22 protein-coding genes are annotated in these 24517 nt (G+C 68.9%); 7 read left to right on the top strand and 15 right to left on the bottom strand.

Going from position 1 to position 24517, the window contains the following annotated elements; genetic code table 11:
* The first annotated feature begins 27 nt into the window (after window positions 1-27).
* Genes ACTJI8_RS19190 through ACTJI8_RS19180 form a run of 3 tightly spaced genes read left to right on the top strand, consistent with a single transcriptional unit; the run spans window position 28 to window position 1820 of the window.
* Window positions 28-423 (top strand): VOC family protein, encoded by a 396-nt coding sequence (locus ACTJI8_RS19190; protein WP_440735034.1) that lies wholly within the window; start codon window positions 28-30, stop codon window positions 421-423.
* A gap of 51 nt (window positions 424-474) precedes the next feature.
* Window positions 475-855 carry a MerR family transcriptional regulator gene (locus tag ACTJI8_RS19185; protein ID WP_440735033.1) on the top strand — a complete coding sequence of 127 codons (381 nt, stop codon included), beginning with the start codon at window positions 475-477 and terminating at the stop codon, window positions 853-855.
* Window positions 852-1820, top strand: coding sequence for an aldo/keto reductase (locus ACTJI8_RS19180; RefSeq protein ID WP_440735032.1), 969 nt, complete (start codon window positions 852-854; stop codon window positions 1818-1820). The genes ACTJI8_RS19185 and ACTJI8_RS19180 overlap by 4 nt, the downstream gene beginning before the upstream one ends.
* Before the next feature lie 65 nt (window positions 1821-1885).
* On the opposite strand, the gene ACTJI8_RS19175 is transcribed toward ACTJI8_RS19180, so the two are convergent.
* From ACTJI8_RS19175 to ACTJI8_RS19165, 3 genes are all read right to left on the bottom strand, one after another.
* The gene (locus tag ACTJI8_RS19175; RefSeq protein WP_440735031.1) at window positions 1886-2692 is read right to left on the bottom strand and encodes an isocitrate lyase/PEP mutase family protein; all 807 of its coding nucleotides are present in this window, start codon (window positions 2690-2692) and stop codon (window positions 1886-1888) included.
* 113 nt (window positions 2693-2805) lie between these two features.
* Window positions 2806-3930, bottom strand: a complete 1125-nt coding sequence (locus ACTJI8_RS19170) for an FUSC family protein (RefSeq protein WP_440735030.1) — start codon at window positions 3928-3930, stop codon at window positions 2806-2808.
* Window positions 3931-3979: 49 nt separating this feature from the next.
* Complete coding sequence (locus tag ACTJI8_RS19165) at window positions 3980-4189, bottom strand: DUF1653 domain-containing protein (protein WP_440735029.1); 210 nt, start codon at window positions 4187-4189, stop codon at window positions 3980-3982.
* A 146-nt stretch (window positions 4190-4335) separates the two neighbouring features.
* Here ACTJI8_RS19165 and ACTJI8_RS19160 point away from each other — a divergent pair, with 146 nt between their 5' ends.
* The gene (locus ACTJI8_RS19160; protein ID WP_440735028.1) at window positions 4336-4950 is read left to right on the top strand and encodes a TetR/AcrR family transcriptional regulator; all 615 of its coding nucleotides are present in this window, start codon (window positions 4336-4338) and stop codon (window positions 4948-4950) included.
* A 119-nt stretch (window positions 4951-5069) separates the two neighbouring features.
* Here the strand turns inward: ACTJI8_RS19160 and ACTJI8_RS19155 are convergent, their stop codons facing one another.
* Both ACTJI8_RS19155 and ACTJI8_RS19150 read right to left on the bottom strand, forming a co-directional pair.
* Window positions 5070-6194: a Gfo/Idh/MocA family protein gene (locus tag ACTJI8_RS19155; protein ID WP_440735027.1), complete on the bottom strand. Its 1125-nt coding sequence runs from the start codon at window positions 6192-6194 to the stop codon at window positions 5070-5072.
* On the bottom strand, window positions 6191-7015 hold the full coding sequence (locus ACTJI8_RS19150) for a sugar phosphate isomerase/epimerase family protein (RefSeq protein WP_440735026.1): 825 nt from the start codon (window positions 7013-7015) through the stop codon (window positions 6191-6193). Before ACTJI8_RS19150 ends, ACTJI8_RS19155 begins: the two co-directional genes overlap by 4 nt.
* Window positions 7016-7230: 215 nt before the next feature.
* Between ACTJI8_RS19150 and ACTJI8_RS19145 the strand changes: the two genes are divergently transcribed.
* Window positions 7231-8238 carry a LacI family DNA-binding transcriptional regulator gene (locus ACTJI8_RS19145; protein ID WP_440735025.1) on the top strand — a complete coding sequence of 336 codons (1008 nt, stop codon included), beginning with the start codon at window positions 7231-7233 and terminating at the stop codon, window positions 8236-8238.
* 97 nt (window positions 8239-8335) lie between these two features.
* Here ACTJI8_RS19145 and ACTJI8_RS19140 read toward each other — a convergent pair whose 3' ends face one another.
* The 7 genes from ACTJI8_RS19140 to ACTJI8_RS19110 all read right to left on the bottom strand — a co-directional run bounded on the left by ACTJI8_RS19140 (window position 8336) and on the right by ACTJI8_RS19110 (window position 17287).
* The gene (locus ACTJI8_RS19140; protein ID WP_440735024.1) at window positions 8336-10438 is read right to left on the bottom strand and encodes an RICIN domain-containing protein; all 2103 of its coding nucleotides are present in this window, start codon (window positions 10436-10438) and stop codon (window positions 8336-8338) included.
* A gap of 69 nt (window positions 10439-10507) precedes the next feature.
* The gene (gene arfA, locus ACTJI8_RS19135) at window positions 10508-12019 is read right to left on the bottom strand and encodes an arabinosylfuranosidase ArfA (protein WP_440735023.1); all 1512 of its coding nucleotides are present in this window, start codon (window positions 12017-12019) and stop codon (window positions 10508-10510) included.
* 29 nt (window positions 12020-12048) lie between these two features.
* Window positions 12049-13314: a family 1 glycosylhydrolase gene (locus ACTJI8_RS19130; protein ID WP_440735022.1), complete on the bottom strand. Its 1266-nt coding sequence runs from the start codon at window positions 13312-13314 to the stop codon at window positions 12049-12051.
* Window positions 13311-14207, bottom strand: a complete 897-nt coding sequence (locus ACTJI8_RS19125; protein WP_440735021.1) for a carbohydrate ABC transporter permease — start codon at window positions 14205-14207, stop codon at window positions 13311-13313. Before ACTJI8_RS19125 ends, ACTJI8_RS19130 begins: the two co-directional genes overlap by 4 nt.
* A complete protein-coding gene (locus ACTJI8_RS19120; protein ID WP_440735020.1) occupies window positions 14207-15154 on the bottom strand; it encodes a carbohydrate ABC transporter permease in 948 nt (315 codons plus the stop codon). The genes ACTJI8_RS19125 and ACTJI8_RS19120 overlap by 1 nt, the downstream gene beginning before the upstream one ends.
* Before the next feature lie 51 nt (window positions 15155-15205).
* Window positions 15206-16465 (bottom strand): ABC transporter substrate-binding protein, encoded by a 1260-nt coding sequence (locus ACTJI8_RS19115; RefSeq protein ID WP_440735019.1) that lies wholly within the window; start codon window positions 16463-16465, stop codon window positions 15206-15208.
* Window positions 16466-16921: 456 nt separating this feature from the next.
* The gene (locus ACTJI8_RS19110) at window positions 16922-17287 is read right to left on the bottom strand and encodes a cupin domain-containing protein (protein WP_440735018.1); all 366 of its coding nucleotides are present in this window, start codon (window positions 17285-17287) and stop codon (window positions 16922-16924) included.
* A 202-nt stretch (window positions 17288-17489) separates the two neighbouring features.
* On the opposite strand from ACTJI8_RS19110, the gene ACTJI8_RS19105 reads away from it, so the two are divergent.
* Window positions 17490-19064 (top strand): amino acid permease, encoded by a 1575-nt coding sequence (locus tag ACTJI8_RS19105; protein ID WP_440735017.1) that lies wholly within the window; start codon window positions 17490-17492, stop codon window positions 19062-19064.
* A 148-nt stretch (window positions 19065-19212) separates the two neighbouring features.
* On the opposite strand, the gene ACTJI8_RS19100 is transcribed toward ACTJI8_RS19105, so the two are convergent.
* The 3 genes from ACTJI8_RS19100 to ACTJI8_RS19090 are packed head-to-tail and all read right to left on the bottom strand — an operon-like array spanning window position 19213 to window position 22618.
* Complete coding sequence (locus tag ACTJI8_RS19100; protein WP_440735016.1) at window positions 19213-20058, bottom strand: transglutaminase family protein; 846 nt, start codon at window positions 20056-20058, stop codon at window positions 19213-19215.
* On the bottom strand, window positions 20055-20984 hold the full coding sequence (locus tag ACTJI8_RS19095) for an alpha-E domain-containing protein (protein WP_440735015.1): 930 nt from the start codon (window positions 20982-20984) through the stop codon (window positions 20055-20057). Before ACTJI8_RS19095 ends, ACTJI8_RS19100 begins: the two co-directional genes overlap by 4 nt.
* Window positions 20978-22618, bottom strand: a complete 1641-nt coding sequence (locus ACTJI8_RS19090; protein WP_440735014.1) for a circularly permuted type 2 ATP-grasp protein — start codon at window positions 22616-22618, stop codon at window positions 20978-20980. Before ACTJI8_RS19090 ends, ACTJI8_RS19095 begins: the two co-directional genes overlap by 7 nt.
* 250 nt (window positions 22619-22868) lie before the next feature.
* On the opposite strand from ACTJI8_RS19090, the gene ACTJI8_RS19085 reads away from it, so the two are divergent.
* Complete coding sequence (locus ACTJI8_RS19085) at window positions 22869-24407, top strand: APC family permease (protein ID WP_440735013.1); 1539 nt, start codon at window positions 22869-22871, stop codon at window positions 24405-24407.
* Window positions 24408-24517 lie beyond the last annotated feature (110 nt).

The following is a 24517-nucleotide window of genomic DNA, read 5'->3' as shown; positions in this document are numbered from 1 at the left end:
ACGGCCCGAGGAGCGCATGCTGAGGGCATGACCGGCTTCCAGACCACGCACGCGTTCAGCGGGTTCAGCGTCGATGACATCGATGCCGCCCGGACCTTCTACGGCGAGATCCTCGGCATGGACGTCTCGACCAATCCGATGGGGTTCCTCGACATCCGGCTGCCTGAGGGCGGATCCGTTCTCGTCTACGCGAAGCCGAACCACACCCCTGCGAGCTTCACGATCCTGAACTTCCCCGTCGAGGACGTCGAGGCGGCCGTGGACGACCTCAACGCCCGCGGCGTCGTGACGAAGATCTACACGGATCCGGACTTCGGCACCGACGAGAAGGGCATCGCGCACGGCGGTCCGGGCCGCGGACCGGACATCGCCTGGTTCACCGACCCGGCCGGCAATGTGCTGTCTGTGCTCGCCGCCGTGTGATCTCCTTCTCGCCTTGACTTAGAGCGCGCTCGAAGTCGTAGCGTGGGGCGCATGCTGGAAACCACCACGACGCGCTCGATCTCCGAGGCGGCGCACGAGCTCGGGCTGACCGCGCACACCCTGCGCTACTACGAGCGGGAGGGGCTTCTGCTGACGCCCCTCGACCGGGAGTCGTCCGACCGCCGCCGGTACACCGACGGCGACATCGCCTGGCTCGGCTTCCTGCGCAAGCTCCGCTCCACCGCCATGCCGATCGCGACGCTCCGGCGCTACGTCGAGCTCGCGCGGGCCGGCGACGGCACCAGCGCGGACCGGCTGGCCCTCCTCCGCGAGCACCGCCAGACCGTGCTGACCCGGCGGGCGGAGCTGGACGACGCCCTCGGCGCCATCGACATCAAGATCGCTCTCTACTCCGAAAGGCTCTCCTCATGAAGCACGCGACTCTCGGCACCCTCTCCGTCGGCCGGCTCGGACTCGGCTGCATGGGCATGTCGGCCTTCTACTCCGGTGCGAACACGGACGAGGCGGAGTCCATCCGCACGATCCACCGTGCACTCGATCTCGGCGTCACCATGCTCGACACCGCGGAGATGTACGGCCCGCACACGAACGAGGAGCTGGTCGGCCGGGCGCTGGCGGGGCGACGCGACGGCGTCGTGATCGCCACGAAGTTCGGCATCCTCGCGGGATCGGATGGCGGCCGTCGGCTGGACGGCACCCCGGAGAACGTGCGCCGCTCGGTCGAGGGGTCGCTGCAGCGCCTCGGCACCGACCGGATCGATCTCTACTATCAGCACCGGATGGATCCCGAGACGCCGATCGAGGAGACCGTCGGGGCGCTCGCCGAGCTGGTCGCGGAGGGGAAGATCCTGCATTACGGACTCTCCGAGGCCGGCGAGGAGACGCTGCGCCGTGCGCACGCGGTGCATCCCGTGACCGCGCTGGAGACCGAGTACTCGCTGTGGACCAGGGAGCCCGCCGAGCAGCTGCTGCCGGTGCTGCGCGAGCTGGGCATCGGCCTCGTGCCGTACTCGCCGCTGGGCCGCGGCTTCCTCACCGGCGCGATCCGCTCCGCCGATTCTCTGGACGCCGGCGACTTCCGCCGGAGCAACCCGCGCTTCGTCGGAGAGAACCTCGACGCGAACCTTCGCATCGTCGACGCCGTCGAACAGGTCGCCATCGAGCTCGATGCGACACCCGCCCAGGTCGCCCTGGCGTGGGTGCTCGCGCAGGGCGATGACATCGCGCCGATCCCCGGCACGAAGCGGGTCTCGCGTCTCGAGGAGAACGTCGCGGCAGACGCGCTCGTGCTGACGGCGGAGCAGCTCGCCGCGCTCGAGGCGCTCCCGTCCGCCGCCGGCGACCGCTACGCCGACATGTCGAGCGTCGGACGCTGATCGGGCCCGGCGCGGGTCGGTCTCGGATCGGGCCGGCCCGCGTCGGTCGCCGCGCCGGTTCGCCCTCAGCCTGCGAACCGGCGCTGCACTTCCGCGTACGGCAGCGCGCCGTCGAGGAAGCCGAGCGTGCCCGTGTCGAGCAGTTCGCGGCCGGCGCGTTCGAGCGCGGTGAGCGCGACGCGGGCGAGGCTGCCGCCGAGGCTCACCCGCTTCACGCCGAGGGCGAAGAGCTGGGGCACGGGGATGAGGTGCGCGGCGAGTCCCGCCACGATGTTCAGCGGGGCCGGGATCTCGGCAGCGAGGCGACGAACGGTCTCCTCGTCGTTCACGCCGGGCACGAACACGCAGTCCGCGCCGACCTCGACGAAGCGGAGCGCCCGCGCGACGGTCTCCTCGAAGGGATCGTGGGCCCCGGGCCTGAAGTACGCGTCGGTGCGCGCGTTGATCACGAACGTGCCGCGGGGCGCCGCGTCGCGGGCCGCAGCGATCCGCTCGGCCGCTTCCTCGATGCCGAACAGCACACCCTCCACCGCATCCTCGAGGTTGGCGCCGACCACGCCGACGTCGACGGCACGCAGGACCGTGCGCGCGACGTCCTGCGGATCATCGCCGTATCCCGCCTCGAGGTCGGCGGTCACCGGCACGTCGACGGCGGCGACGATCGCCGCGACCTTCTCGAGCATGGTGTCGAGGTCCAGCGCGCCACCGTCCGGCACGCCGAGCGACCACGCGATGCCGGCGCTCGTCGTCGCGATCGCGGGGAAGCCGAGCTGCGCGAGCATTCGCGCGGATCCCGGATCCCACGCGTTCGGCAGCACGAAGCCGCCGCCGTGGTGCAGGGCGAGGAAAGCTGACGCGCGGTCGTCGGTCATGGTGACCTCCAGGTCGGGATCGTGCTCTGGCTCTACTCTGCCGCGTCCGGGGCGCGTCGAGCGAGGCCGCAGGAGGTTCGGAGCACGGTGGAGGCCCCGCCCGGCCGCGAACGTCACGAGCGGCGCAGGGCCGCGCGGGGATGGAAGATCCCCGTGGCGGCACCCAGCACGGCGCCGATCAGGGTGTCGACGATGCGCTCCAGGATCAGATCCCAGGGGATCCCGCCGCCGGCGCCCGCCGTGGAGGTGATGATGAACAGCACGAGCGGCGTGATGAAGACGAGCGCGAGCGCATAGTTGCGCACCACGAAGATCTCGACCGTGAACTGGAGGCCCGCCAGCAGGAACGGCAGCACGATCACCGGGATCGGAAAAGATCCCAGCAGCGCGAAGAGCCCCGCCCCGACGACGGTGCCGAGGAAGCGCTGGCTGCCCCGGATGAAGGCGACCCGCCGGCCGACATTGACGCCGATCACGGCGATTCCGGCGCACACCGTCCAGTACGCGCGCTGGGGGTCGACGAGCAGCATGCTGAGCAGCGTTCCGGCGATCGCGACGACCGCCACCCGCAGCAGCAGCGCCCGGGCGTCGCGGTCCAGCCGCGGACGACGGGCGATCTGCGTCCGCGGCGGCGGGGCGACGACGCCCCTGGCGCGCGCGATCAGGAAGGCCGCCACGGCGATCACGTAGGCGGTGAGGGCGCCCACGGCGAGCGCGCCGAGGAAGAGCAACGGATCCACGATCCGCCGGCCGCCGGAGATCCCGGTGACGTGCGTGGCGAGCCCGTAGACCAGCACGAAGAACACCGGTCCGGGCGGACCCAGCCGGAAACCGTAGTGCAACGCGGCGGTGGCGAGCGAGACCACGACCAGGCCGATCGCGGCGGCCGCGGGGTACGGGGCGAGCACTGCGCCGATCGCCGCGCACAGGAGGATCGCCACGCCCACGACGGGCAGCAGACGAAGACGCACGAGCGGGGCGGCGCCGACCAGGTAGATCGCCGTGAAGGCGCCGCTCGCCGCCATCACCCCGACGGCCGGCTGCCCCAGCAGCGTGAACAGGGCCACGGGCAGGAACATCGACAGTGCCGCCTGCAGGGCGACCGGCCATCGACGGCTCGGAGCCGGCGCGAGCGTGAAATGGCTTCGCGCCCACACCCGGATCAGGGCGGTCGGCGGGCGCGAGGACGACGGATCAGGAGAACGCGGATCAGGAGAACGCGGATCGGATCCGGTCATCCGCCCACCTCCTCCCGCACACGGCCGGAAGCCAGACTACGCGCCTCGCTCAGGCGACGCGCGTGAACCTCGGGCCGCTGTATCCGTCGCGCTCGACGCGCTCCTCGAACATGGCGAGCGGGCGCGCCCAGTGGCTGTAGTCGTCGTAGAGCTTGCGGTAGAAGACCAGCTGCTCCTCGGTCTCACTGTGCCGGCCCACCGCGATCACCTCGTAGCGGGCGCCCTTGAAGTGCTGGTAGATCCCTGGTTCGACCGCCATGCCCTGCATCCTCTCCCGTGGTCCGTCCGCCGTCCGCGCGGCGACGCGATCCTGGTGCCGACGTCCGTCGACTCCTCGATCGAAGAGCCTCCCATGCCCGCGGCATCTCCGCGGGCGCCGACAGGCCGCCTCGCTATCATCGAGTGATGGCCGATTCCTCCGCAGCGCCCCGCAGCACCGGCCGCTATCGCAAGGGCATCGCCCGGCGGCAGGAGATCCTCGACAAGGCCATCGAGGTGTTCGCACGCCGCGGATCGCAGAAGACGAGCCTGCGCGCGATCGCGCAGGAGGTCGGCGTCACCCATGCGGCGCTGACGCACTACTTCGGATCCCTCGAGGAGCTGCTGGTCGAGGTCTACCGCGCGTCCGAGAGCGCGACCGACACCGCCCATCCGATTCCCGCGGACGTCCGCCCCGCGCTGTCGATGCGCACCGCCGCGGAGCGCAACCGCCGCATCCCCGGCCTCGTGCAGCTCTACTCGACGCTGGTGTCGACGGCGCTCGAGGATTCGCACGCCGCCGCGCAGGAGTTCATCACGCAGCGCTTCAGCCGCATCCGCACCGGGATGGCCGCACAGGTGCGACAGTTGCAGGCCTCGGGTGAGGTGCGCGCAGACCTCGACCCGGATCTCGTCGCCGCCCTCGTCATCGCGGCCTCCGACGGCCTGCAGACGCAGTGGCTGCTCGATGACACCGTCGACCATGAGGCCGCCCTCGAGATGCTGGACCGGCTGCTCTCCCGCGACGACAGCACCGACTGAGCCGGGATCCTGTTTCCCTCCCCGCACCACGTTTCCCTCCCCGCAAACGCGCGAACACGCGGAGGGAAACCTGACCAGGGGAGGGAAACGTTCCTCCCCTGGTCATCACCGCGCGCGGTTCAGAGCGTGGCGGCGAAGGGGTCGAAGCCCTCGGGCAGCAGCGGCACAGGAGCCACCGTGCTCTGGACCGCGATGGTCTGCCCGGTGCGGGCCGACTCCTGGGCGGACAGCAGCACGTCCAGCACGTGGAAGCCGAGCTCGCCGGAGGCGACGTGCGGCCGGTTCGCGGCGATCGCGCGCACCATGTCGAGTGCGCCCAGCCCGCGGCCGATCTCGATGTCCTCGTGGGTGATCTCCACCCACTCCTGCTCGAAGGACATGCCGTCGCGCAGCACACCGAGCGGCTTCACGTACGCGATCCGCCCGGCGAACATGTTGGGGTCGGGGATCACGATCGTGCCTTCGGTGCCGTGGATCTCGACGATGCCGTGACGCTCCAGCGCCGAGTCGAAGCTCAGCAGGCTCTGCGCCTGCGCGCCCTGCTCGAAGGCGGTGACGATCTGGATCGTCGAGGGCACCTCGACCGGGAACAGCGTGCCGGCGTTCGGACCCGTGCGGATCTCGCGCTCCTCGCGCGCCTTGCTGCCGACCGCCGCAACGCTCGCGACCGGTCCGAGCAGGCTCACGAGCGCCGAGAAGTAGTACGGCCCCATGTCGAGCAGCGGGCCGGCGCCCTCGGCGAAGAGGAAGGCGGGGCTGGGGTGCCAGAGGTCCGGCCCCTGGGTCTGGAAGGCGGTCTGCGCGAACAGCGGGCGCCCGATCACGCCGCTCTCGATCGCCCGGCGCGCGGCCTGGAAGCCGGGACCGAGCAGGGTGTCGGGAGCGGAGCCGACGCGCAGCCCCGCGGCCTCGGCCTCGCGCAGCAGCTCCGCGGCGCCCTCGCGGTCGAGTCCGAGCGGCTTCTCCGTCCACACGTGCTTGCCCGCGGCGATCGCGGCCCGCGAGACCTCCACGTGCACGGCGGGGATGGTGAGGTTGATCACGAGGTCCACCCCGGGATGCGCCAGCACGTCGTCGGCGGATCCGAAGGCCGCGACACCGTACTTCTCGGCCTGCGCCTGAGCGCGGTCGAGCAGCAGATCCCCGACGATGAGCACCTCGGTGTCCGGGAACCGTGCGAGGTTCTGCAGGTAGGTGTCGCTGATGACGCCGACGCCGATGACGCCGATCCCGACCGCGCTCATCGGGCGAATCCGCCCTCGGTGAGGAAGGCGTAGCTGGCGGCGATGTCCGCGAAGACGTCGCCGGGCGCGTTGTCGTACTCGATGATGGCGTACTGCACCGCCGACGCCGCACGCAGCGCGTCGGCGAGCGGCACATCGCCACTGCCCGCGTGGCGCTGGTCGAGGCTGTCCGAGCCGAACTCGCCGGCGCCCGGGGCGAACGGGTTGCTCTCGGGAGCGATGCCGTCCTTGACGTGCACCGCGACGAGGCGGTCGCCCAGGCAGGAGACGAGGGCGGGGACGTCCTGCCCGCCGACGAGCGCCCAGTACAGGTCGAGCTCGAGCGCGACTCGCGCGTCGGTGAGCGCCACGAAACGCTCGTAAGCGCTCTGACCGTCGAAGTCGGCCACGAACTCCTGTGCGTGGTTGTGATAGCCGACGGCGAGCCCGAAGCCCGCCGCGGTGTCGGCGAGGGCGTTGAGCCGGTCGGCGATCTCGGTGACCCCGTCCAGCGTGAACCAGCGCTCAGGGGCTACGAACGGGTCGATGACGGTGGTCATGCCGAGCTTCGCGGCAGCCTCGAAGACGACCTCCGGCGCGGGCGTCGGAATGGATCCATCCGGCGTCCACAGCTCGTCGGAGAGCAGCGGAGCGTGCCCGGTGGGCGAGGCGAGGCCCGAGGCGTCGAGCGCGGCGCGGATCTCGTCCGGGCGGCGCACGAAGTCGAACGCCTCCACGTTGCGCAGTCCGATGGCGGCGAGCTTGTCGAGCGAGCCCGACATGTCGGCGGAGAACTCCGCTGCGAGTGTGTACAGCTGAACCGAGGTTTCTGGCAGGGCCACGTCGACCTTCCTTCTCTGAGAGGGGACGGGCGCACGCGGCCCGTGCGGTCAGCGTAGCAGAAACCTCCAAGTGGAGGTAATAGGAATTCGCCGGAGTTCGCCACGTCGAATCCCGCTTCGCCCGCGATACCGTGGTCGACAGGGCTTCCGCGGCATGCATGACGGGGGCCCGACCCTCTGCAACGTTGTAGAGTGGCTCGGGACAGGGGGTGCACATGGCGGTGACGCTGCACGACGTGGCGCGGATCGCCGGCGTCTCCATCAAGACGGTGTCGAACGTGATCAACGACTACCCGCACATCCGCCCCGCCACGAAGCAGCGGGTCGAGGACGCGATCGCCGAGCTGGGCTACACGCCGAACCTCACCGCGCGCAACCTCCGATCGGGACGCACCGGTGCGATCGCGCTCGCTCTGCCCGACCTGGGCCTGGCCTACTTCGCAGAACTGGCAGCCTCCGTGATCGCCGCCGCGGAGGCCTCGGGGATCTCGGTGCTGGTGGAGCAGACCGGGGCGGATCCGGCCCGTGAGCGCGAACTGCTGCGCAGTCCCCGGCTCAAGCTGACGGACGGGCTCATTTTCAGTCCCCTGGGCCTCGGCCAGGAGGACGCAGCCGCCCTCCAGGTCCCCTACCCGATGGTGCTGCTCGGCGAGCGCATCTTCGACGGGCCCACCGACCACGTGACGATGCGCAATGTGGAGGCCGCACGGGCGGCGACGGCGTATCTGCTCGCGTCCGGTCGGCGCCGCATCGCGGTGGTCGGCGCGCACGAGGGCGAGGTCGTCGGATCCGCCGCACTCCGCCTCCAGGGCTATCGCGAGGCGCTGGAGGAGGCGGGGATCGGGTTCGACGAGGATCTGATCGGGTACACGACGTTCTGGCACCGCGCCAACGGCGCACTCACGATGCGCGACGTGCTCGCGCGCGGCGTGGAATTCGACGCCGTGTTCGGGCTCAACGACACGCTCGCGCTCGGCGCCATGCGCGTGCTCCAGGAGGCCGGCCGGCGCGTACCGGACGACGTCGCCGTGATCGGCTTCGACGACCTGGACGAGGCGGAGTACTCGATCCCGTCGCTGACCACGGTCGATCCCGGTCGCGAATGGATCGCGAAGACGGCGGTGGACGCCCTGCTCGAGCGCATCTCGGGCGAGTTGGATCAGGCGCCGCGGCTACTGCTGGCCGACTTCCGGATCCGTGAGCGGGAGTCCGCCCCGGCCTGATCGCGCACCGCGCGGGCGCTTCGTCCGCTGCGGTGCAGGATCGACCGCGACGTGAGGAGGGCGACGGCGAACGCGCCGCCCTCCTCACGCCCGCGCGCTACTGGATGCCCTCGCGGAGCAGGCGCCACTGCTGCTGCGCCGATCCGTCCGCGGTCCGCTGCTGCGCGTACGCTCCGTCCGCCGTCGATCCACCTGCGATCTCCAGCGGCTTCCCCGAGTTGGCGTTGGTCAGGATCCAGTAGCCGCCCGACGTGCTCGGCGCCCAGACCTGGGTGGCGTTCCCGGTCGGACCCCATTGGGCGGCGCGCACGCCGTCGGCTGTCTGCGCGCCGGGGATCTCGAGCAGCTTGCCACTGTTGGCGTTGAGGAGCTGGAGCCCGTTGGGCACCGTGCGCACGTTCCAGACCTGCGTGGCGTTGCCGGTGTCGCCCCACTGCCCCGCGCCTGCCCCATCGGTCGTCAGCGCACTGGCGATCTCGAGGTACTTGCCGCTGGTGCGGCTCGCGATCCGGAACTGGGGGTCCAGTCCGCCGGCCTGCGCGAGCTGGATCGCATCGAGCTCGGCGTACGAGGTGCCCTTGGCGAACGCGATGGTGTTGGCGCCGGCGTTCAGCGTGACCGGCATCTGCGCCCATCCGTACCGACCCCAGTTGACGGTCGCCGGGTAGTTCAGCGCCGTCGACGAACCGCCGTTCACACGCACGCCGTGCGTCGATGCCGCGCCGGTGCCGTTGTCGTAGCGCACGTTCATGACGTACGAGCCCGCGGTCGGCACGTGCACCGTGAAGGTCACCGTGCTGGTGGCGTTGTTGATGTTGCCGACCTTGCCGCCGTTCGAGGCGTCGGGATCGGTCACGAGGGACGTGTCCGAGGTGCGCGCGGCCTTCTCCGCCTCGTACTGCTGGGCGTCGAGCGGGATGGATCCCACCCGGATGTCGTTGTACGTGGTCGCCGGGTTCTCGACGTTCGTCGCCTGGTAGAGCGTGCGCCCATCGACCGAGGAGTCGATGCTCTGCGCGAATCCGCTGAACGTGCCGCCCTCGGCATCGGGTCCGTCGTAGGTGACCGCCATCGGCAGCCGCTCCCAGGGCCCCTCGCCCAGGTTGTAGTTGACGTAGAAGTTCTGCCCGCCGTCGATGGCGCCCGTCGCATCGAGCGACCACTTCGACGCCACGACGACCATGCCCTTCGGCCCTCCCGCGGGCACCCACTTGACGTAGGGCGAGGATCCGATCCCCCGGCCGTTCGCGAGCGCGATCGCCGTGCCGATGCTCGACGTCGGAGCCCAGTTGAGCCCGTCCGGCGAGGTCTTGAAATAGACGGGTGCGGTGTTCTTCGTCTGCGAGGGACGATTCACGACCTCATAGGTGGCGAGGTATCGGCCGTCCGGCAGCTTGGTGACGGTGATCATGCCGGGACGATCCGACTGGTTGGTCGGCGCCGAGACGTTGACGAGGGGTCCCCAGGTCTGGCCGCCGTCGGTCGAGCGCCGGTACGAGACGGCCTGCAGCACGCCGCTGGACTTCTGCCGCTCGTCCGAGAAGTAGGCGGCGAGACCGCCCTGCCCGTCGACGATGAGCGACGGCTCCCACACCGTGCTGGTCGTGGACGAGGGCGAAGGGTCGTAGACGGCGGGGCCGCCCGCGTCGATCGTGCTCAGGTACGACCAGGACAGCCCGTGATCGGCGCTCTTGTACACCACGAGGCGACTGCTCGACCGGTCCTCCGGCATGACCATGCCCGCGAGCAGCAACGTGCCCGCGGCGAGCGATCCGGTCGTCTGCGGCACCTCGTAGAGGAACGGCTGTGCGGTCCTCGTCAGGGTGGGGAACGTGGCGCTGGGCACGACGTCCGTCGCGTGCGTCCAGGTGGCGCCGTCATCGGTGCTGCGGTAGATCGGATAGACCTGCGTGCCTCCGACCAGCACCAACTGGTCGAACGTCACGATCTGGGTGCCGTTCGCCGTTCCGCTGTTCTTCAGCACGATGTTCTTCGCGTAGGTGGTGCCGGCCGCGCGGCCTCCTTCCGGATTGAAGGAGGTTCCCGCGGCCGGCGAGTACACGAGAGACCCGTTCCCCGTCGTCACCGCCTGTGCGGGTGCGGCGGCGAGCGCTCCGGCGATGAGTGCGGCGGCCGCCGCGATCATCACGATGCGTGCCCGACGTGCGCGGGACCTGTCCCCGAGGGGGGAGATGCTCATGCTCTTTCCTCTCTCCAGCTGACCCGGCCGCGGGCGCGGGCGGGCACGACGATGACCCGCCGTGCGGGCTCAGCCGATCAGGACCTCGGCCCAGGACACGGCCGGAAGCGCGAGGCGCAGGATCGAGCCGTCCCGGGTGAACGGCAACGCGGTCAGGGCGACGCGATCGGGGTCGTCGAGCGTGTTCGCCGCGTCGAGGTCGGCATCGGCGAGCACCCGGGCGGTCACTTCGAGCGCGGACGCGTCGCCGAGCTCCGAGAGGTCGATCGCGAGCTCGGTGGGCGCATCCATGGCGCGGTTCACGGCGTAGACGGCGAACCGGCCCGCTTCCGCGTCGTGCGTGGCGACAGCGTCGACGAGGGCGACCTCGCCGAACCTCTCCGTCGTGTACGTGCCGCTCGTGATGTCGACGTCGAGGGCGACGCCGCGACCGTGCGCCGAGGTGGCCGCGAAGGGGAAGAACGTCGTCTGCCGCCAGGCCGGGCCCCCGGGCTCGGTCATGATCGGCGCGATCACGTTCACCAGCTGGGCGAGCGAGGCGCTCGTGACCCGGTCGGCGTGCTTGAGCAAGGTGATCAGGAGGCTGCCGAACACGACCGCATCCGAGACCGTGTACACGTCCTCGAGCAACCGCGGCGCGATCGGCCAGTTGTCGACGCCCGCGATCCGGTCGACCTGCTCGAACCGGGTGTTGTACCAGATGTTCCACTCGTCGAACGAGATGTCAATACTCTTGTCGCTGCCCTTGACGGCCTTCACGTGGTCCGCGGTGGCGACGACGCTGCGGATGAAATGGTCCATGTCGACGCCCGAGGCGAGGAAGCTGCCGAGGTCGCCGGTGTTCTCGTAGTAGGCATGGCAGGAGATGTAGTCCACGTCGTCGTAGGCGTGGGTGAGCGTGACCCTCTCCCACTCGCCGAACGTGGGCATCGACGAACTGGACGATCCGCACACCACCAGCTCGAGATCCGGATCCACCATCTTCATGGCCTGGGCGGTCTTGGCCGCGAGGGTCCCGTAGGCCTCCGCCGTGCTGTGGCCGACCTGCCAGGGGCCGTCCATCTCGTTGCCGAGGCACCACATGCGCACGTCGAACGGCTGGGTGCGTCCGTTGGCGATGCGCTGCTCGGCCAGGGCGGTTCCACTGCGGTGGTTCGCGTACTCGAGGAGCTCGAGGGCTTCGGCGGTGCCGCGGGTGCCCAGGTTGACCGCGAGCATCAGCTCGCTGCCGACCTTGTCGAGCCAGCTCTGGAACTCGTGCAAGCCGATCTCGTTCGTCTCGGTGGAGTGCCAGGCGAGGTCGAGGCGGCGCGGGCGCTCCACCCGCGGACCGACCGAGTCCTCCCACTTGAAGCCGGAGACGAAGTTGCCGCCCGGGTAGCGGATGGCGGAGACGCCGAGCTCCTTCACCAGCTCGATCACATCCGTGCGGAATCCGTCGGCATCTGCGCTCGGGTGCCCGGGCTCGTAGATGCCGTCGTACACCGCGCGGCCAAGATGCTCCAGGAAGGAGCCGTAGAGGCGGGGAGCCACGGTGCCGATCATGGCGGAGGGACGGAGGGAGAGGCTTGCCTTGTTCATGCGTGCTTCCGTGAGAAGGGTGAGAGGGGTCAGAGCGAGGCCACGTCGGCGGCGAAGCGTCGGAATCGGTCCGCGACGGGATTGGCCGCTCGCAGGAGTCCTGCGGGCGACTCGACGAGGTCGTGCAGCCCCATGGTCAGCAGGTGGTCGGCGCGGGGCGCGTCGGTGTGGCGCCAGGTCCACTCGTACATGTCGAAGAGCGGCCACCAGACGTAACCGACGACGTCGGCACCCTCCGCCCGCATGCGGGCGACGAGGCCGAGCGAGTCCTCGAGCCACGCGACACGCTCCTCGACGGATCCGGTCACGCAGGTCTCGGTGACCATGACGGGCGCCCCGTATCGGCGGGCGAAGGACTCGAGCGCTTCCCGGAGCCCGGCGACGCCGCGATCGATGCTGGGTCGAGGATCGGCGAAACCGCCGCCGTGGTGCACCCCCGCCTCGAACAGCTCGGTCGAGTGGCGCGGGTAGTAGTTGACGCCCATGACGTCGGGCCGCACCGCGTGGGCGCGGAACCACTCCAGCTCCTCATCCGTGACGGCCGAGGCCAGTCGGTCGCGCAGCGGATGGTCGGCATCGACGCGGCCCGTCACCAGATCCTCCACAAGGTGCACCTGGTGACGCAGGCGCTCGGCCTCCGCACGGTGCTCAGGGGCGTCATCGTCGCCGACGAAGCTCACGGCGGCGTCGACGTGCACGAACACGGCACGCTCCCCGACGACCTCGGCGATCGCACGCTGGCTGCGCACGAAGCCGCGCGCGAGGTTCGCGGCGATCCGGGCGAAGCCCTCGGCGCCCTCCAGGTAGGGAGGCCAGTACCCGTACTCGCCGCAGAACAGCGCGTGGATCACCGGCTCGTTCACCGGCGTGTAGTCGAACACTCGGTCGCCGTAGCGCTCCGCGAACCGGCGCGCGTACTCCTCGACGTGGCGCGGGTACGCCGGGTTCGCGAACTGGTCCTCGAGCCAGAGCGGCGTGCCGTAGTGCAGCAGATCCACGATGGGTCGCAGCCCTTGGGCGAGCAGCGCCTCGATCGCGCGATCCGTCCAGGCCCAGTCCCACTCGCCTTCGGCGGGCGCGACGCGATACCAGGGGACGCCCCAGCGCAGCACCGAGGCTCCGACTCCGGCGGCGAGCGCGAAGTCATCGGCGTAGCGCTCGTAGTGCTCGGTGAGCTCGTATTCGTCGATCGCGCGCTCGCCGGGACGGCTCTGCGGCACGAAGGTGTCCTCGATGCCGAGGCCGAGATGGAGGCGCCCGTCCTGGAACCAGCGGCGCGGTTGCGTCGTCGTCATTTGAGTCCTGTCGTCGCGACGCTCTCGATGAAGCGCCTCTGCATGATGAGGAACATCACGGCCAGCGGGAGCACCGCGATGAGCGCGCCGGCCATCATGGTGCCGTAGGGGATGATCCCGCTCGGACCGGTCAGGAGGGTGAGGCCCGAGGTGATCGTCCCCATCTCCGGCGAAGTCGTGAACACGAGCGGCCAGAGCAGGTCGTTCCAGTTGTTCACGAAGGTGAAGATCGCCAGGGTGAGCATCGCCGGCACCGCGTTGGGCAGCACGATGCTGCGGAAGATCCGGAACTCCCCTGCGCCGTCGATGCGGGCCGCGTTGTCGAGGTCGCGGGGCAGGGAGATGAAGAACTGGCGGAGGAAGAAGATCCCGAACGCGTCGGCGGCGCGGGGGATGATGAGTCCGGCGAACGTGTTCACCCAGCCCAGCTGAGCGACCAGCTGGTAGACCGGGATGAGCGTCGCCTGGAACGGGATCATCAGGCTCGCGACGATCACGACCAGGAGCACCCGGTTGCCGCGGAAGTCGAGACGCGCCAGCGCATAGGCGGCGAGCGAGTCGAAGACGAGGGCGAACACGGTCACCCCGCCCGCGAAGAGCAGGCTGTTCAGGAACAGGCGCCCGAAGGGCAGGTCGTGGAAGATGCGGGTGAAGTTGTCGAGCGTCCAGGCGCCCGGCAGCAGCGTCGGCGGGTAGGCGTTGATCTCCGCGGCGGGTTTGAAGGCCGTGAAGACGATGACCAGCACCGGCAGCAGCACGAGAGCAGCCAGTACCGACACGGCCAGGAACAGCAGCCAGCGCTCAGCGATGCGGCCGAGGCGGCGGCGGGGAGCGCGTGCCTGAGATCCGGACACGGTGGCGACGCGGGAGGCGGATGCGGTGTGCGCGGTCATCAGAGGTTGTCCTTCTCTCGGCGCCCGAAGAAGCGGAACTGCACCAGGCTGAGGATCAGGGTCGCCGCGAGGAGGACGTACGACAACGCGGTCGCGCCCCCGAGGTCGAGCTTCTTGAAGCCCTCCTGATAGATCTCCATCACGACCGTCTGCGTCGAGCGGTAGGGGCCTCCCCCGGTCATCACGTAGATCTGGTCGAAGGCCTGAAGAGCGGCGATCATGGCGAACGTCACGACGAACGCGAGGGTGTTGCTGAGTTGCGGGAGGGTCACGTTGGTGAATCGCCGCCAGGCGCCCGCGCCGTCGATCTTGGCCGCCTCGTACAGCGATTCGGGGATCTCCTGCAGGCCGGCGATGAAGATGACCATGTAGAAGCCGAAGCTCTTCCAGATCGCGACGAGCACGACGGCCGGCATCGCGAGGGTCGGATCCTGAAGGACATTGCCGAGCTGGACGCCGATCGAACGCAACCAATGGTTGAGGAGGCCGACCTGCGGATCGAGCAGGTAGGTCCATGCGAACGCCGCGACGGCGAGGGAGATGATGAACGGGAGGAAGAAGGCGGTGCGGAAGAAGCCCCGGCCGATGAGCCCCCTGTTGCCGAGGAGCAAGGCCAGCAGAAGCGCGGCGACCAACGCCGTCGGAGTGAACAGCACGGTGTAGAAGGCCGTATTGCCCAGTGACGACAGGATGCGCGGATCCGTGAAGACGCGCACGTAGTTCTCGAGGCCGACCCACTCCTCGACTCCGAACCCGCTGGCGTTCGTGAACGACAGACGGAGAGCGGACAGCATCGGCCAGCCGACGAAGGCGATGAGGACGACGAGGGCGGGGAGCAGGAAGAGGAGCGCGATCGGGCTGCGCCGCGCAGCGCGGGGGCGGCCGCCGAGCGGAGCCGGCGGACGGTAGGCGCGTCTGCGCACGACGGGGCGGTGGGAAGAGGTCATGGTCGCTTTCGTGGGCCGGACGGCCGCCCGCGGGCGGCCGTCCGGAGTGGGTCATTTGCCGAGCGTCTGAGCAACCTGCGCAGAGGCGGACTTGAGGAGGGCCGAGGGGTCGCCGCCCGTCAGAGACTTCTGCGTGGCTTCGTCGACCGCGGCGAGCACGTCGGTGCTGTCGGCGACGCCGGGCAGGAGCGGGCGTGCCGTGCCGGCGAGCTCAGTGAGGGACGCGACCACCGGGTTCGAAGAGACGGCCGAGGCAGGAACGTCGGTGCGCAGCGGCGGCCAGCCGGATCCCAGCGACCACTTCGTCGCCACATCCTTCGTGAAGAAGTAGGCGAAGAACTTCTCGGCCGCCGCCTTCTTGGCGGGATCCGCCTGCGCCGTCACGGCGGCGGAGATGCCGATCGCCGACACCGCATCGGCCTTCGGGCCGGCGGGGACGCCGGCGATGCCGTAGTCGATCTTGTTCTCCGTGGCCACGGAAGCCATCCACGGACCTCCGATCTCCATGGCCGCCTTGCCGGACGAGAACAGCTTGTCGGCGGCGACGCCGTCGAGACCGGTCGGAGAGATCTTGCCGTCCTTGACCGCGGTCGCCCAGTAGGAGAGCGTCTCGGCGTTCGCGCTCGAGTCGAGGACGGACTTGCCGTTGTCCACGATCCCGCCGCCGTTGCCGTAGAACAGGGTGGGCCACACGCCGTTGCCGACGGTGGCGTGATCCGGCAGCGCGAGGCCGTACTGCTCTGGTGTGCCGTCACCGTCGGCGTCGACCGTGAGCTTCTTCGCGTCGGCGACCCACTCGTCCCATGACTTCGGGAAGGACGTGATGCCGGCCTTGGCGAAGAGGGCCTTGTTGTAGATGACGGAGAGCGGCACGAAGCCGGTGGGGATTCCGTAGTACGAGCCGTCGACCTTCTCCATCTCGACCGCGCTCTTGTTGAGCGTGGCACTTGTCACGGCGTCGCTCGCATAGAAGTCGTCGAGTTTGGCGAATGCTCCCTTGCCGGCGTAGACCGGAAGGTTCTCCGCGGGCAGGGCGACGATGTCCGGCCCGGTCTTGGCGGACAGCGCGGGCAGCAGGGTGTCGCCGATGACGGCCCAGGTCTTGGTCTCGGTCTTGATCGTGATGCCCTTCTGGGACTTGTTGAAGTCCTGGACGATCTGGTCGAGCACCTTCCCGTCGGCCTCGGTGTAGCCGTGCCAGAAGGTGAGCGTCACGGGTGCCGAGGAAGCGGATCCGGTTGATCCGGAGCATCCGGTCAACGCTGCGGTGACGCCGGCGGCGACCACGGCGGCCGCAAGCAGTTTCTTCATTGAATGCCTCTCGTGATTCCGATCGCCTCTGATCGGTCGGGTTTACAACGTTGTACTTCAACGTTGTAAACCCGAGTTTAGACACGCGGATCTGGTACGTCAACGCCTGCTTGTCACGACTTCGACACGACGGGATCACCCGCGGCGCTGCGGCCCTCCTTCGCGACGTTCCGGCACAGCTGAGCGGCGTGATGCCTAAGCGATAACGGCGCCGAGGGCACCGAACCAGAGCGCGAGGAACCACAACGGCGGCCCGGCGTGACCGGTCGCTGTCCGTACCAGGATGAGCACGCCCGCGACGCCGAGGATCGACATGATGAGCAGTTGGAACCCCACCCACACGACCGGCAGCGATCAGGTCTGGATCCCGGTCGCCTCGTCCCGTTCATCGCGCGTCATGGCTCCCCCTCTGGAGTGCTGTCGGCTGACAGTACCAACGCGCGGCGACGCCCGCTGCTAACTGAGCTCGCGCAGCTGCGCCGTCCGATCTCCACCCGCGTCCCCGGTGTTGAGCGTCCCCTGGGGCTCGAACAGGATCGCCTGGACTTCTCCCTCTGCCTTCGGGCAATGTTCGACGCCCCGCGGCACGACGAAGAGGTCGTTCGGGTTCAACACGACATCCCGATCTCGGAGCTGGATCGTGAGCTGTCCACTCACCACCATGAAGAGCTCATCGGTCTCGGGGTGCGTGTGCCAGACGAACTCGCCCTGCAGCTTGACCACCTTGAGGTCGTAGTCGTTGATGCTCGCGAGTCGATGCGGCTGCCAATGCTCGCCGATCGTAGAGAGCGCTTCGTGCACGTTGCGAACGTCATCTGCCATGCAGCCGAGCCTAACCGCGCGGCATTCTCAGACATGACGCGCAAATCGTCCTGCGAAACGTGCGTGATCTCCGAGAAACGACGATGTAACGCCCCTCCGTGAAACTGGCGCCTTACCGCGGAGCACGGCCCGAGCATCGAGGATCCCGGGAGGCATCTCCGGACTCGGCCGGCTCCAGCCCTTCCAGTGAAAGGAGTCTCTGATGAGCACTTCTCCTGAACACGGCCCGACTCTCGACCCCGAGGACGCCCTCGAGAACGAGCGCGAGCTGACCGGCGACCGCACCATGGCCGTCGAAGACTTCTCCAAAGAGGACGCGGGTTATCACAAGGCGCTCAAGCCCCGGCAGATCCAGATGATCGCGATCGGCGGCGCCATCGGCACCGGCCTGTTCATGGGCGCCGGCGGCCGACTCGCCTCCAGCGGACCCGCCCTCATCCTCGTCTACGCCGTCTGCGGCTTCTTCGCCTTCCTCATCCTCCGCGCCCTCGGCGAACTCGTCCTGCACCGCCCCTCCTCCGGGTCCTTCGTCTCCTACGCCCGCGAGTTCTACGGCGAGAAGATGGCCTTCGTCAGCGGCTGGCTCTACTTCCTCAACTGGGCCATGACCTCCATCGTCGACGTCACCGCCGCCGCCCTCTACGTGAAGTTCTGGGCCCAGTACTGGCCACCCCTGCAAGCCGTCCCGCAATGGGTGATCGCCCTCGTCGCCCTCGTCGTCGTCCTCTCCCTCAACCTCGTCAGCGTGAAACTCTTCGGCGAGATGGAGTTCTGGTTCGCGATGATCAAGGTCACCGCGCTGGTCCTGTTCCTCGTGATCGGCACCTGCGTGATCATCTTCCATGGCACGACCGACATCGGTGTGACCGGATTCTCCGTGATCGCCGACCACGGCGGGATCTTCCCCACCGGAGCCGTGGCGCCGCTCCTCGCGATCTCCGGCGTGGTCTTCGCGTACGCCGCCATCGAGCTGGTCGGCACGGCCGCAGGCGAGACGGCGGAGCCGGCGAAGGTCATGCCGAAGGCCGTCAACACGGTCGTGATCCGGATCGCGATCTTCTACGTCGGATCCGTGCTGCTGCTCTCCCTGCTGCTGCCGTTCAGCACGTACAAGGCCGGGGAGTCGCCGTTCGTGACCTTCTTCTCCCACCTCGGGGGCGCCGAAACCGGCGCCGTGGCCGGCTCGGTCATGAACTTCGTCGTACTCACCGCCGCCCTGTCCAGCCTGAATGCCGGGCTGTACTCCACCGGCCGCATCCTGCGCTCCATGTCCGTCAACGGATCCGCACCCCGCTTCACCGCCCGGATGAGCCGCAACGGCGTCCCCTACGGCGGCATCCTGCTCACCGCCGTCATCACCTTCGCCGGCGTCGGGATCAACGCGCTGTGGCCCTCTCAAGCGTTCGAGATCGTGCTCGAGGTCTCCGCGCTCGGCATCATCGGGGGCTGGGCCACCATCATCCTGTGCCAGCTCAAGTTCCACTCGCTCACCAAGAAGGGGGTGCTGCAGCGCACGTCCTTCCGGATGTTCGGCGCTCCCTACACCGGCTATCTCACCCTCGCGTTCCTGGCCTTCGTGCTCGTGACCATGGGCTTCTCCGAGGTGGGCCGCTGGGTGCTCCTCTCCCTCGTCGTGATCATCCCGGCGCTCATCGTCGGGTGGTTCACCGCCCGCAAGGGGATCCTCGCCGCGGCGCGCGAACGCGAGGGCTTCACGGGCAAGCACCCCGTGGTGGCGCACCGCCAGGCGACCGAGGCGCTGCGTTCCGACGGCTGACCGGCACCGCAGACCTCGGCCCTCCCGGATGAAGTCAGGGAGGGCCGAGGTCATTCTCGCGAAGCGGATCGGATCCGCCCGCAGACCACTCCGCCCCGAGCGTCCGAAGGCGCCCGGGGCGGGTTCCGGTCAGGTCACGACGGGCGCGTCACTCCAGCCGTGTGATGTCGACCGAGACGAACAGCTCCGACGCGCCGGATCCGGCGTAGACCCCGCGAAGAGGCGCGATGTCGGAATAGTCGCGGCCGACGCCCACGAACACATGCGACGGGCCGATCTCGACGAGGTTGGTGGGGTCGTACCCGCACCACCGACCCGAGAACCACTCCACCCAGGCATGCGACTCGCCCACGACCGTCTCCCCCACCTTCGGATCCGCGTCCGGATGCAGATAGCCCGAAACGTACCGGGACGGAATGCCGGCGGCGCGGAGCATCCCGAGCGTCACATGTGCGATGTCCTGGCACACCCCTGCGCGCGCGGGCCATGCGTCGCGGGCCGTCGAGTTCACGCCCGTCACGCCGCGGCGGTAGGTCATCGCCTCGCCGACGATCCGGCAGATGGCCGTCGCCGCGTCATCGATGCCGTCGTGCGAGGCCCGGGTCTGCTCCGCGATCTCGCGCATCTGCTCGTCCGGCTGGGTGGCGTGCGTCTGGATCAGCATCTCCGCGACGTCGAGCGACGTCGCTGCGGCGTGCGCGATCTGCGCCCAGCCGATCTCGCGGCCCCGAGCGGGGACCGTCCGCGTCTCGACGACGCTCGTCGCCACGACGGAGAGCTCCTCATGCGGGGTGAGCACCTCGAAGGCCGTCACCGGGGTTCCCCAATGGTCGTTGTAGGTGTTGGGATGCGTCGCCGGCTGAGTCTCGACGCGGGCCTGCAGCACGAGCTGACGATCCTGCGTGCGCGGCAGCATGCGGGCCTCGTTGTACGAGGCTGTCGCGGGCGAGGCGTACTGGAAGCCGGTGCGGTGCACGATCCTGAGCCTGGTCATAGCGTCTCCTCGGTCCAGACGGGTGCGGCGATCGATGGGAAGTACTGGTCCTGCACGGCGTTGCTGATCGTGGAGACGCTCTCCTGCACGTGATGCATGCTGCTCTCCAGCACGAGCACGAGATCCGCCACGGGACGGTACTCCAGATCCGATCGGAGTCGTCCGATCGCCCGTCCCACGGCGTCGGGTGGCAGCAGCGGCGAACTCTGTCCGATGCGCTGCAGGCTCTCCTCGGCCCGGATCACGCTCGACAGCACCGATCGCGGGAAATGCCGGTCGACCAGGAGGAACTCCGTCGCCGAGGTCGCGGTCGGCATGGACCGATGCACCCGCAGATGGGCGTCGTACGCATCGCAGCTGCGCAGCAGCGTCATCCAGTTGATCGCACCCCCGCCGTCGGTGCGCGCGGCGGAGACCAGCAGCCGCGCGGTCATGTCGGCGGCCTCCAGCGCACGCCCGAGCACGAAGAAGTACCAGGCCTCATCACGGCTCATCGACGTCTCGGCGACGCCATAGGTCAACGCCGCGCGCTCGCGCACCCACTGGAAGAAGGAGTGGGACCGCTCGAAGTCGACGCGCAGCGGCAGGCGGGCGTTGGTCGTGTTCAACACCTCCCAGAGGTCCTGGGAGATCACCTCGCGGGCGCGGCGGGCGTTCTCACGGGCGGAGGACAGCGAATGCGCGACGGAGATGGCCCTGGTCCGATCCGTCGCGAGCGCGCGGAGCGCGTCACCGCGACGCGGGTTGCCCCCGGCCGCATCCGGCATGCCCATGACGGACAGCACGGTGCGGCACACCGACTCCTCGTCGGCCCACGGATCCTCGAGCAGCAGCTGCAGGTGCACGTCGAGGATGCGCGCGGTGCCGTCGGCGCGTTCGACATACCGCCCGATCCAGAACAGCGCCTCGGCGATCCGGCTCAGCATGATGCCTCCTCCTGCCGCACTTGCTGTTGTTGCTGTTGTTGCTGCTGCTGCGGATCATCGAGCGGCGGCACGGGCAGCGGCAGGACCGCTGCCCCGGAGAGCCCGGCAGCGGTCGGCGCGGCGATCCGGGCGGCGCGGATCGTCGCCGACGCGCGCGGCATCGCGGGATCCTCCAGCACCCAGGTGTCCTTCGAGCCGCCGCCCTGGCTCGAGTTCACGACGAGCTGCCCCTCCGGGAGCGCCACCCGGGTGAGGCCGCCCGGCAGCACCCAGATGTCCTCGCCGTCGTTGACCGCGAACGGTCGAAGGTCGGAGTGCCGGGGGCGGAAGCCGTCATCCACGAGCGTGGGGATCGTGGACAGCTGCACGACCGGTTGCGCGATCCACCCTCGCGGATCGGCGGCGAGCGTCTTCCGCGCCGCATCGAGCTCGGCACGCGACGCGGCGGGACCCATGATCAGACCCTTGCCCCCGGACCCGTCGACCGGCTTCACGACCAGTTCGTCCAGCCGCTCGAGCACCTCTTCGAGGGCGCCAGGATCCTCCAGTCGCCAGGTGTCGACGTTCGCCAGGATCGGCTCCTCGGAGAGGTAATAGCGGATCAGGTCGGGCACGTAGGTGTAGACGAGCTTGTCGTCGGCGACGCCGTTGCCCACCGCGTTCGCGATCGTGACGTTGCCGAGCCGGGCCGCGTTCAGGATCCCGGCCGCCCCCAGCATCGAGTCGGGGCGGAACTGCTGCGGATCCAGGTACTCGTCATCCACACGGCGGTAGATCACGTCCACCCGGCGCGGGCCGGTGGTGGTGTGCATCCAGACCCGCCCGCCGGAGCAGAACAGATCGCGGCCCTCCACCAGCTCGACGCCCATCAGCCGCGCCAGCAGCGTGTGCTCGTAGTACGCCGAGTTGAACACGCCAGGTGTCAGCACCACGACCGTCGGATCGTCGGCGGCCGACGGAGCCGCCGCGCGCAGGGCGCCGAGCAGGCGGTTCGGATAGTCGACCACGGGCAGCACGCGCATGTCCGCGAACATCTCCGGCACCATCTGCGCCAGCGCCCGCCGGTTGGCGAGCACGTAGCTCACCCCGCTCGGCACGCGGACGTTGTCCTCCAGCACGCGCCACCCACCCGACTCATCCCGGATGACGTCGATCCCGGCGACCTGGATCCGCACTCCGTTCGCGGCCACGATCCCCGCCGCCTGCCGGTGGAAGTGACTCGAGGACGCGATCAGCGGCGCCGGCACCACGCCGTCCGTGACGCATCGGCGTGCGCCGTACACGTCTGCGAGAAACGCCTCCAGCGCCCGCACCCGCTGCGCGACGCCGAGGTCGACCTCGCGCCACTCGTCGGACGCGATCACCCGGGGTACGACGTCGAGCGGGAACGGACGCTCCTCGCCGGCGAAGTCGAAGGTCACGCCCTGTGACAGATACGCCCCGGCGAGCGCCTCGACCCGTCCTTGGAGATCGTCCGCCGACATGTCGCTGAGGGCACGGTGGATGGATCGGTACGGATCCCTGGCGGCGAGTTCCGCGCCCGCATCGTGTGCGTCGAACATCTCATCCCAGGGAGAACCGGATCGGGATCCCGCGGTCTGTCGACTCCAGTAGCCGGCGAAGGACGTTTCCATGACTGGACCTTTCCACCCGCGCATTTCGCGGGGATTTCCGGCGGAAGTCCGCGATGCAACATGGCGAGCGCGCTCCGGGGCGGTCCGCCGCACGGATCCGGCCGGCCACCTGGTCCGCATATCAGGCACCCTGACTGTCGAAAGTTGGTAAGTGTGCGGATTTCATCGTGATGCACCCGTAACAGATACGTAATTCGTTGTTATTGCGCGGACATTGACTCGAAACCGCATCCCGCATACCGTTCTGTTCATGTCAACAACACCCATCCAGCTGGAACGCCCCGAAGGCAAGGGGCTGGCGGCCGGAACGCTGGGCCTCTGGGGCTCGACCGTCATCGGCCTGGCGTCCACGGCACCGGTGTACTCCCTCGTCGCGTCCCTCGGATGGGTGGTCATCGCGGTCGGAGCCCAGGCGCCCATCGCTTTCGTGCTCGCCTTCGTGCCGATGCTGCTGATCGCCTTCGCCTATCGGGAGCTGAACAACGCGGTTCCCGACTGCGGCACCACCTTCACCTGGGCCACCAAGGCGTTCGGTCCCTGGGTGGGCTGGATGGGCGGCTGGGGCGTCGCGGTCGCCGGCATGGTCGTCCTCGCCAACCTCGCGCAGATCGCCTCCGTGTACTTCTGGTCCCTGATCGGCTTCGATCTCGAGAACAGCGACTGGCGCGTCATCCTCGCTGCGGTCGTCTTCATCGCCGCGATGACCTGGGTCAGCTGGCGCGGCGTCGAGATCGGCGAGCGCATCCAGAACGTGCTGCTCGGCATCCAGTACCTCGCTCTCGTCGTCTTCATCGTCGCCGTCTTCTGGCAGATCGCCAGCGGCAACGCTCCGCACGCGATCGAATTCTCCTGGGAGTGGATGAACCCGTTCGCCTTCACCTCGTGGTCGGGATTCACCGAGGCCATCCTCCTCGCCCTCTTCATCTATTGGGGATGGGACACCTGCCTGGCCCTGAACGAGGAGACGAAGGATCCGAAGCGCATCCCCGGCCGTGCCGCGCTGCTGACCTGCGTCATCCTGCTCTTCACCTATGTCGCGGTGACGATCGCCGCCATGATGTACGCGGGTCTCGGCAAGACCGGAACCGGTCTCGGCAACGCGGAGCACGCGGATGACTTCTTCCTCGCCATCAAGGACGGACTGCTCGGGCCGTTCGGCTGGGTGCTGGTGGTCGCCGTCATCATCTCGGCGATCTCCTCCACGCAGACCACGATCCTGCCGACCGCCCGGGGAACGCTCGCGATGGGCGTCTATCGCGCACTTCCCGCGAGGTTCAAGGAGGTGCATCCGGTCTACAAGACCCCGTCGTTCTCGACGATCATCATGGGCATCGTCGCGATCGCGTACTACGTCGGCATGACGCTGATCAGCGACAACATCCTGCAGGACTCGATCCTCTCGCTCGGCCTGGCCATCGCGTTCTACTACGCGATCACCGGCTTCGCGTGCGTCTGGTACTTCCGCAGGGACATCTTCACCTCGCCGCGCAGCTTCTTCTTCAAGGGACTGTTCCCCCTGCTCGGCGGGCTCATGCTCGCGGCCGCCTTCGTGCAGTCGGCGATCGACATGTGGGATGTCGATTACGGCTACTCGGTGCTCTTCGGCATCGGCGGCACCTTCGTGGTCGGCATCGGCTCGCTCGCTATCGGACTCGTGCTGATGTTCCTCTGGTACCTGTTCCCCCGATCGAAGAGGTTCTTCCGGGGCGAGAGCCTGAATGTCGACACCCAGGTCATGGTCCCGGAGAACCCGACCGAGTTCCCCCGGTCGATCGACGGAGGCATCTGAGATCGGTCGATCCTGGCGAGGTCTCCCGGAACGGGACTTAACAGGATCGCAACACGGCTGACATCGTCGGCGGCTCCCGGGGGAACAGGATGGCTCCACGAGCGGCGCGG

Origin of the sequence: Microbacterium sp. 22303 (genome assembly GCF_052045265.1) — a bacterium.
Lineage (GTDB): Bacteria > Actinomycetota > Actinomycetes > Actinomycetales > Microbacteriaceae > Microbacterium.
Note: the sequence above shows the minus strand (reverse complement) of the source record. Positions and strands in the feature narration are given on the sequence as shown.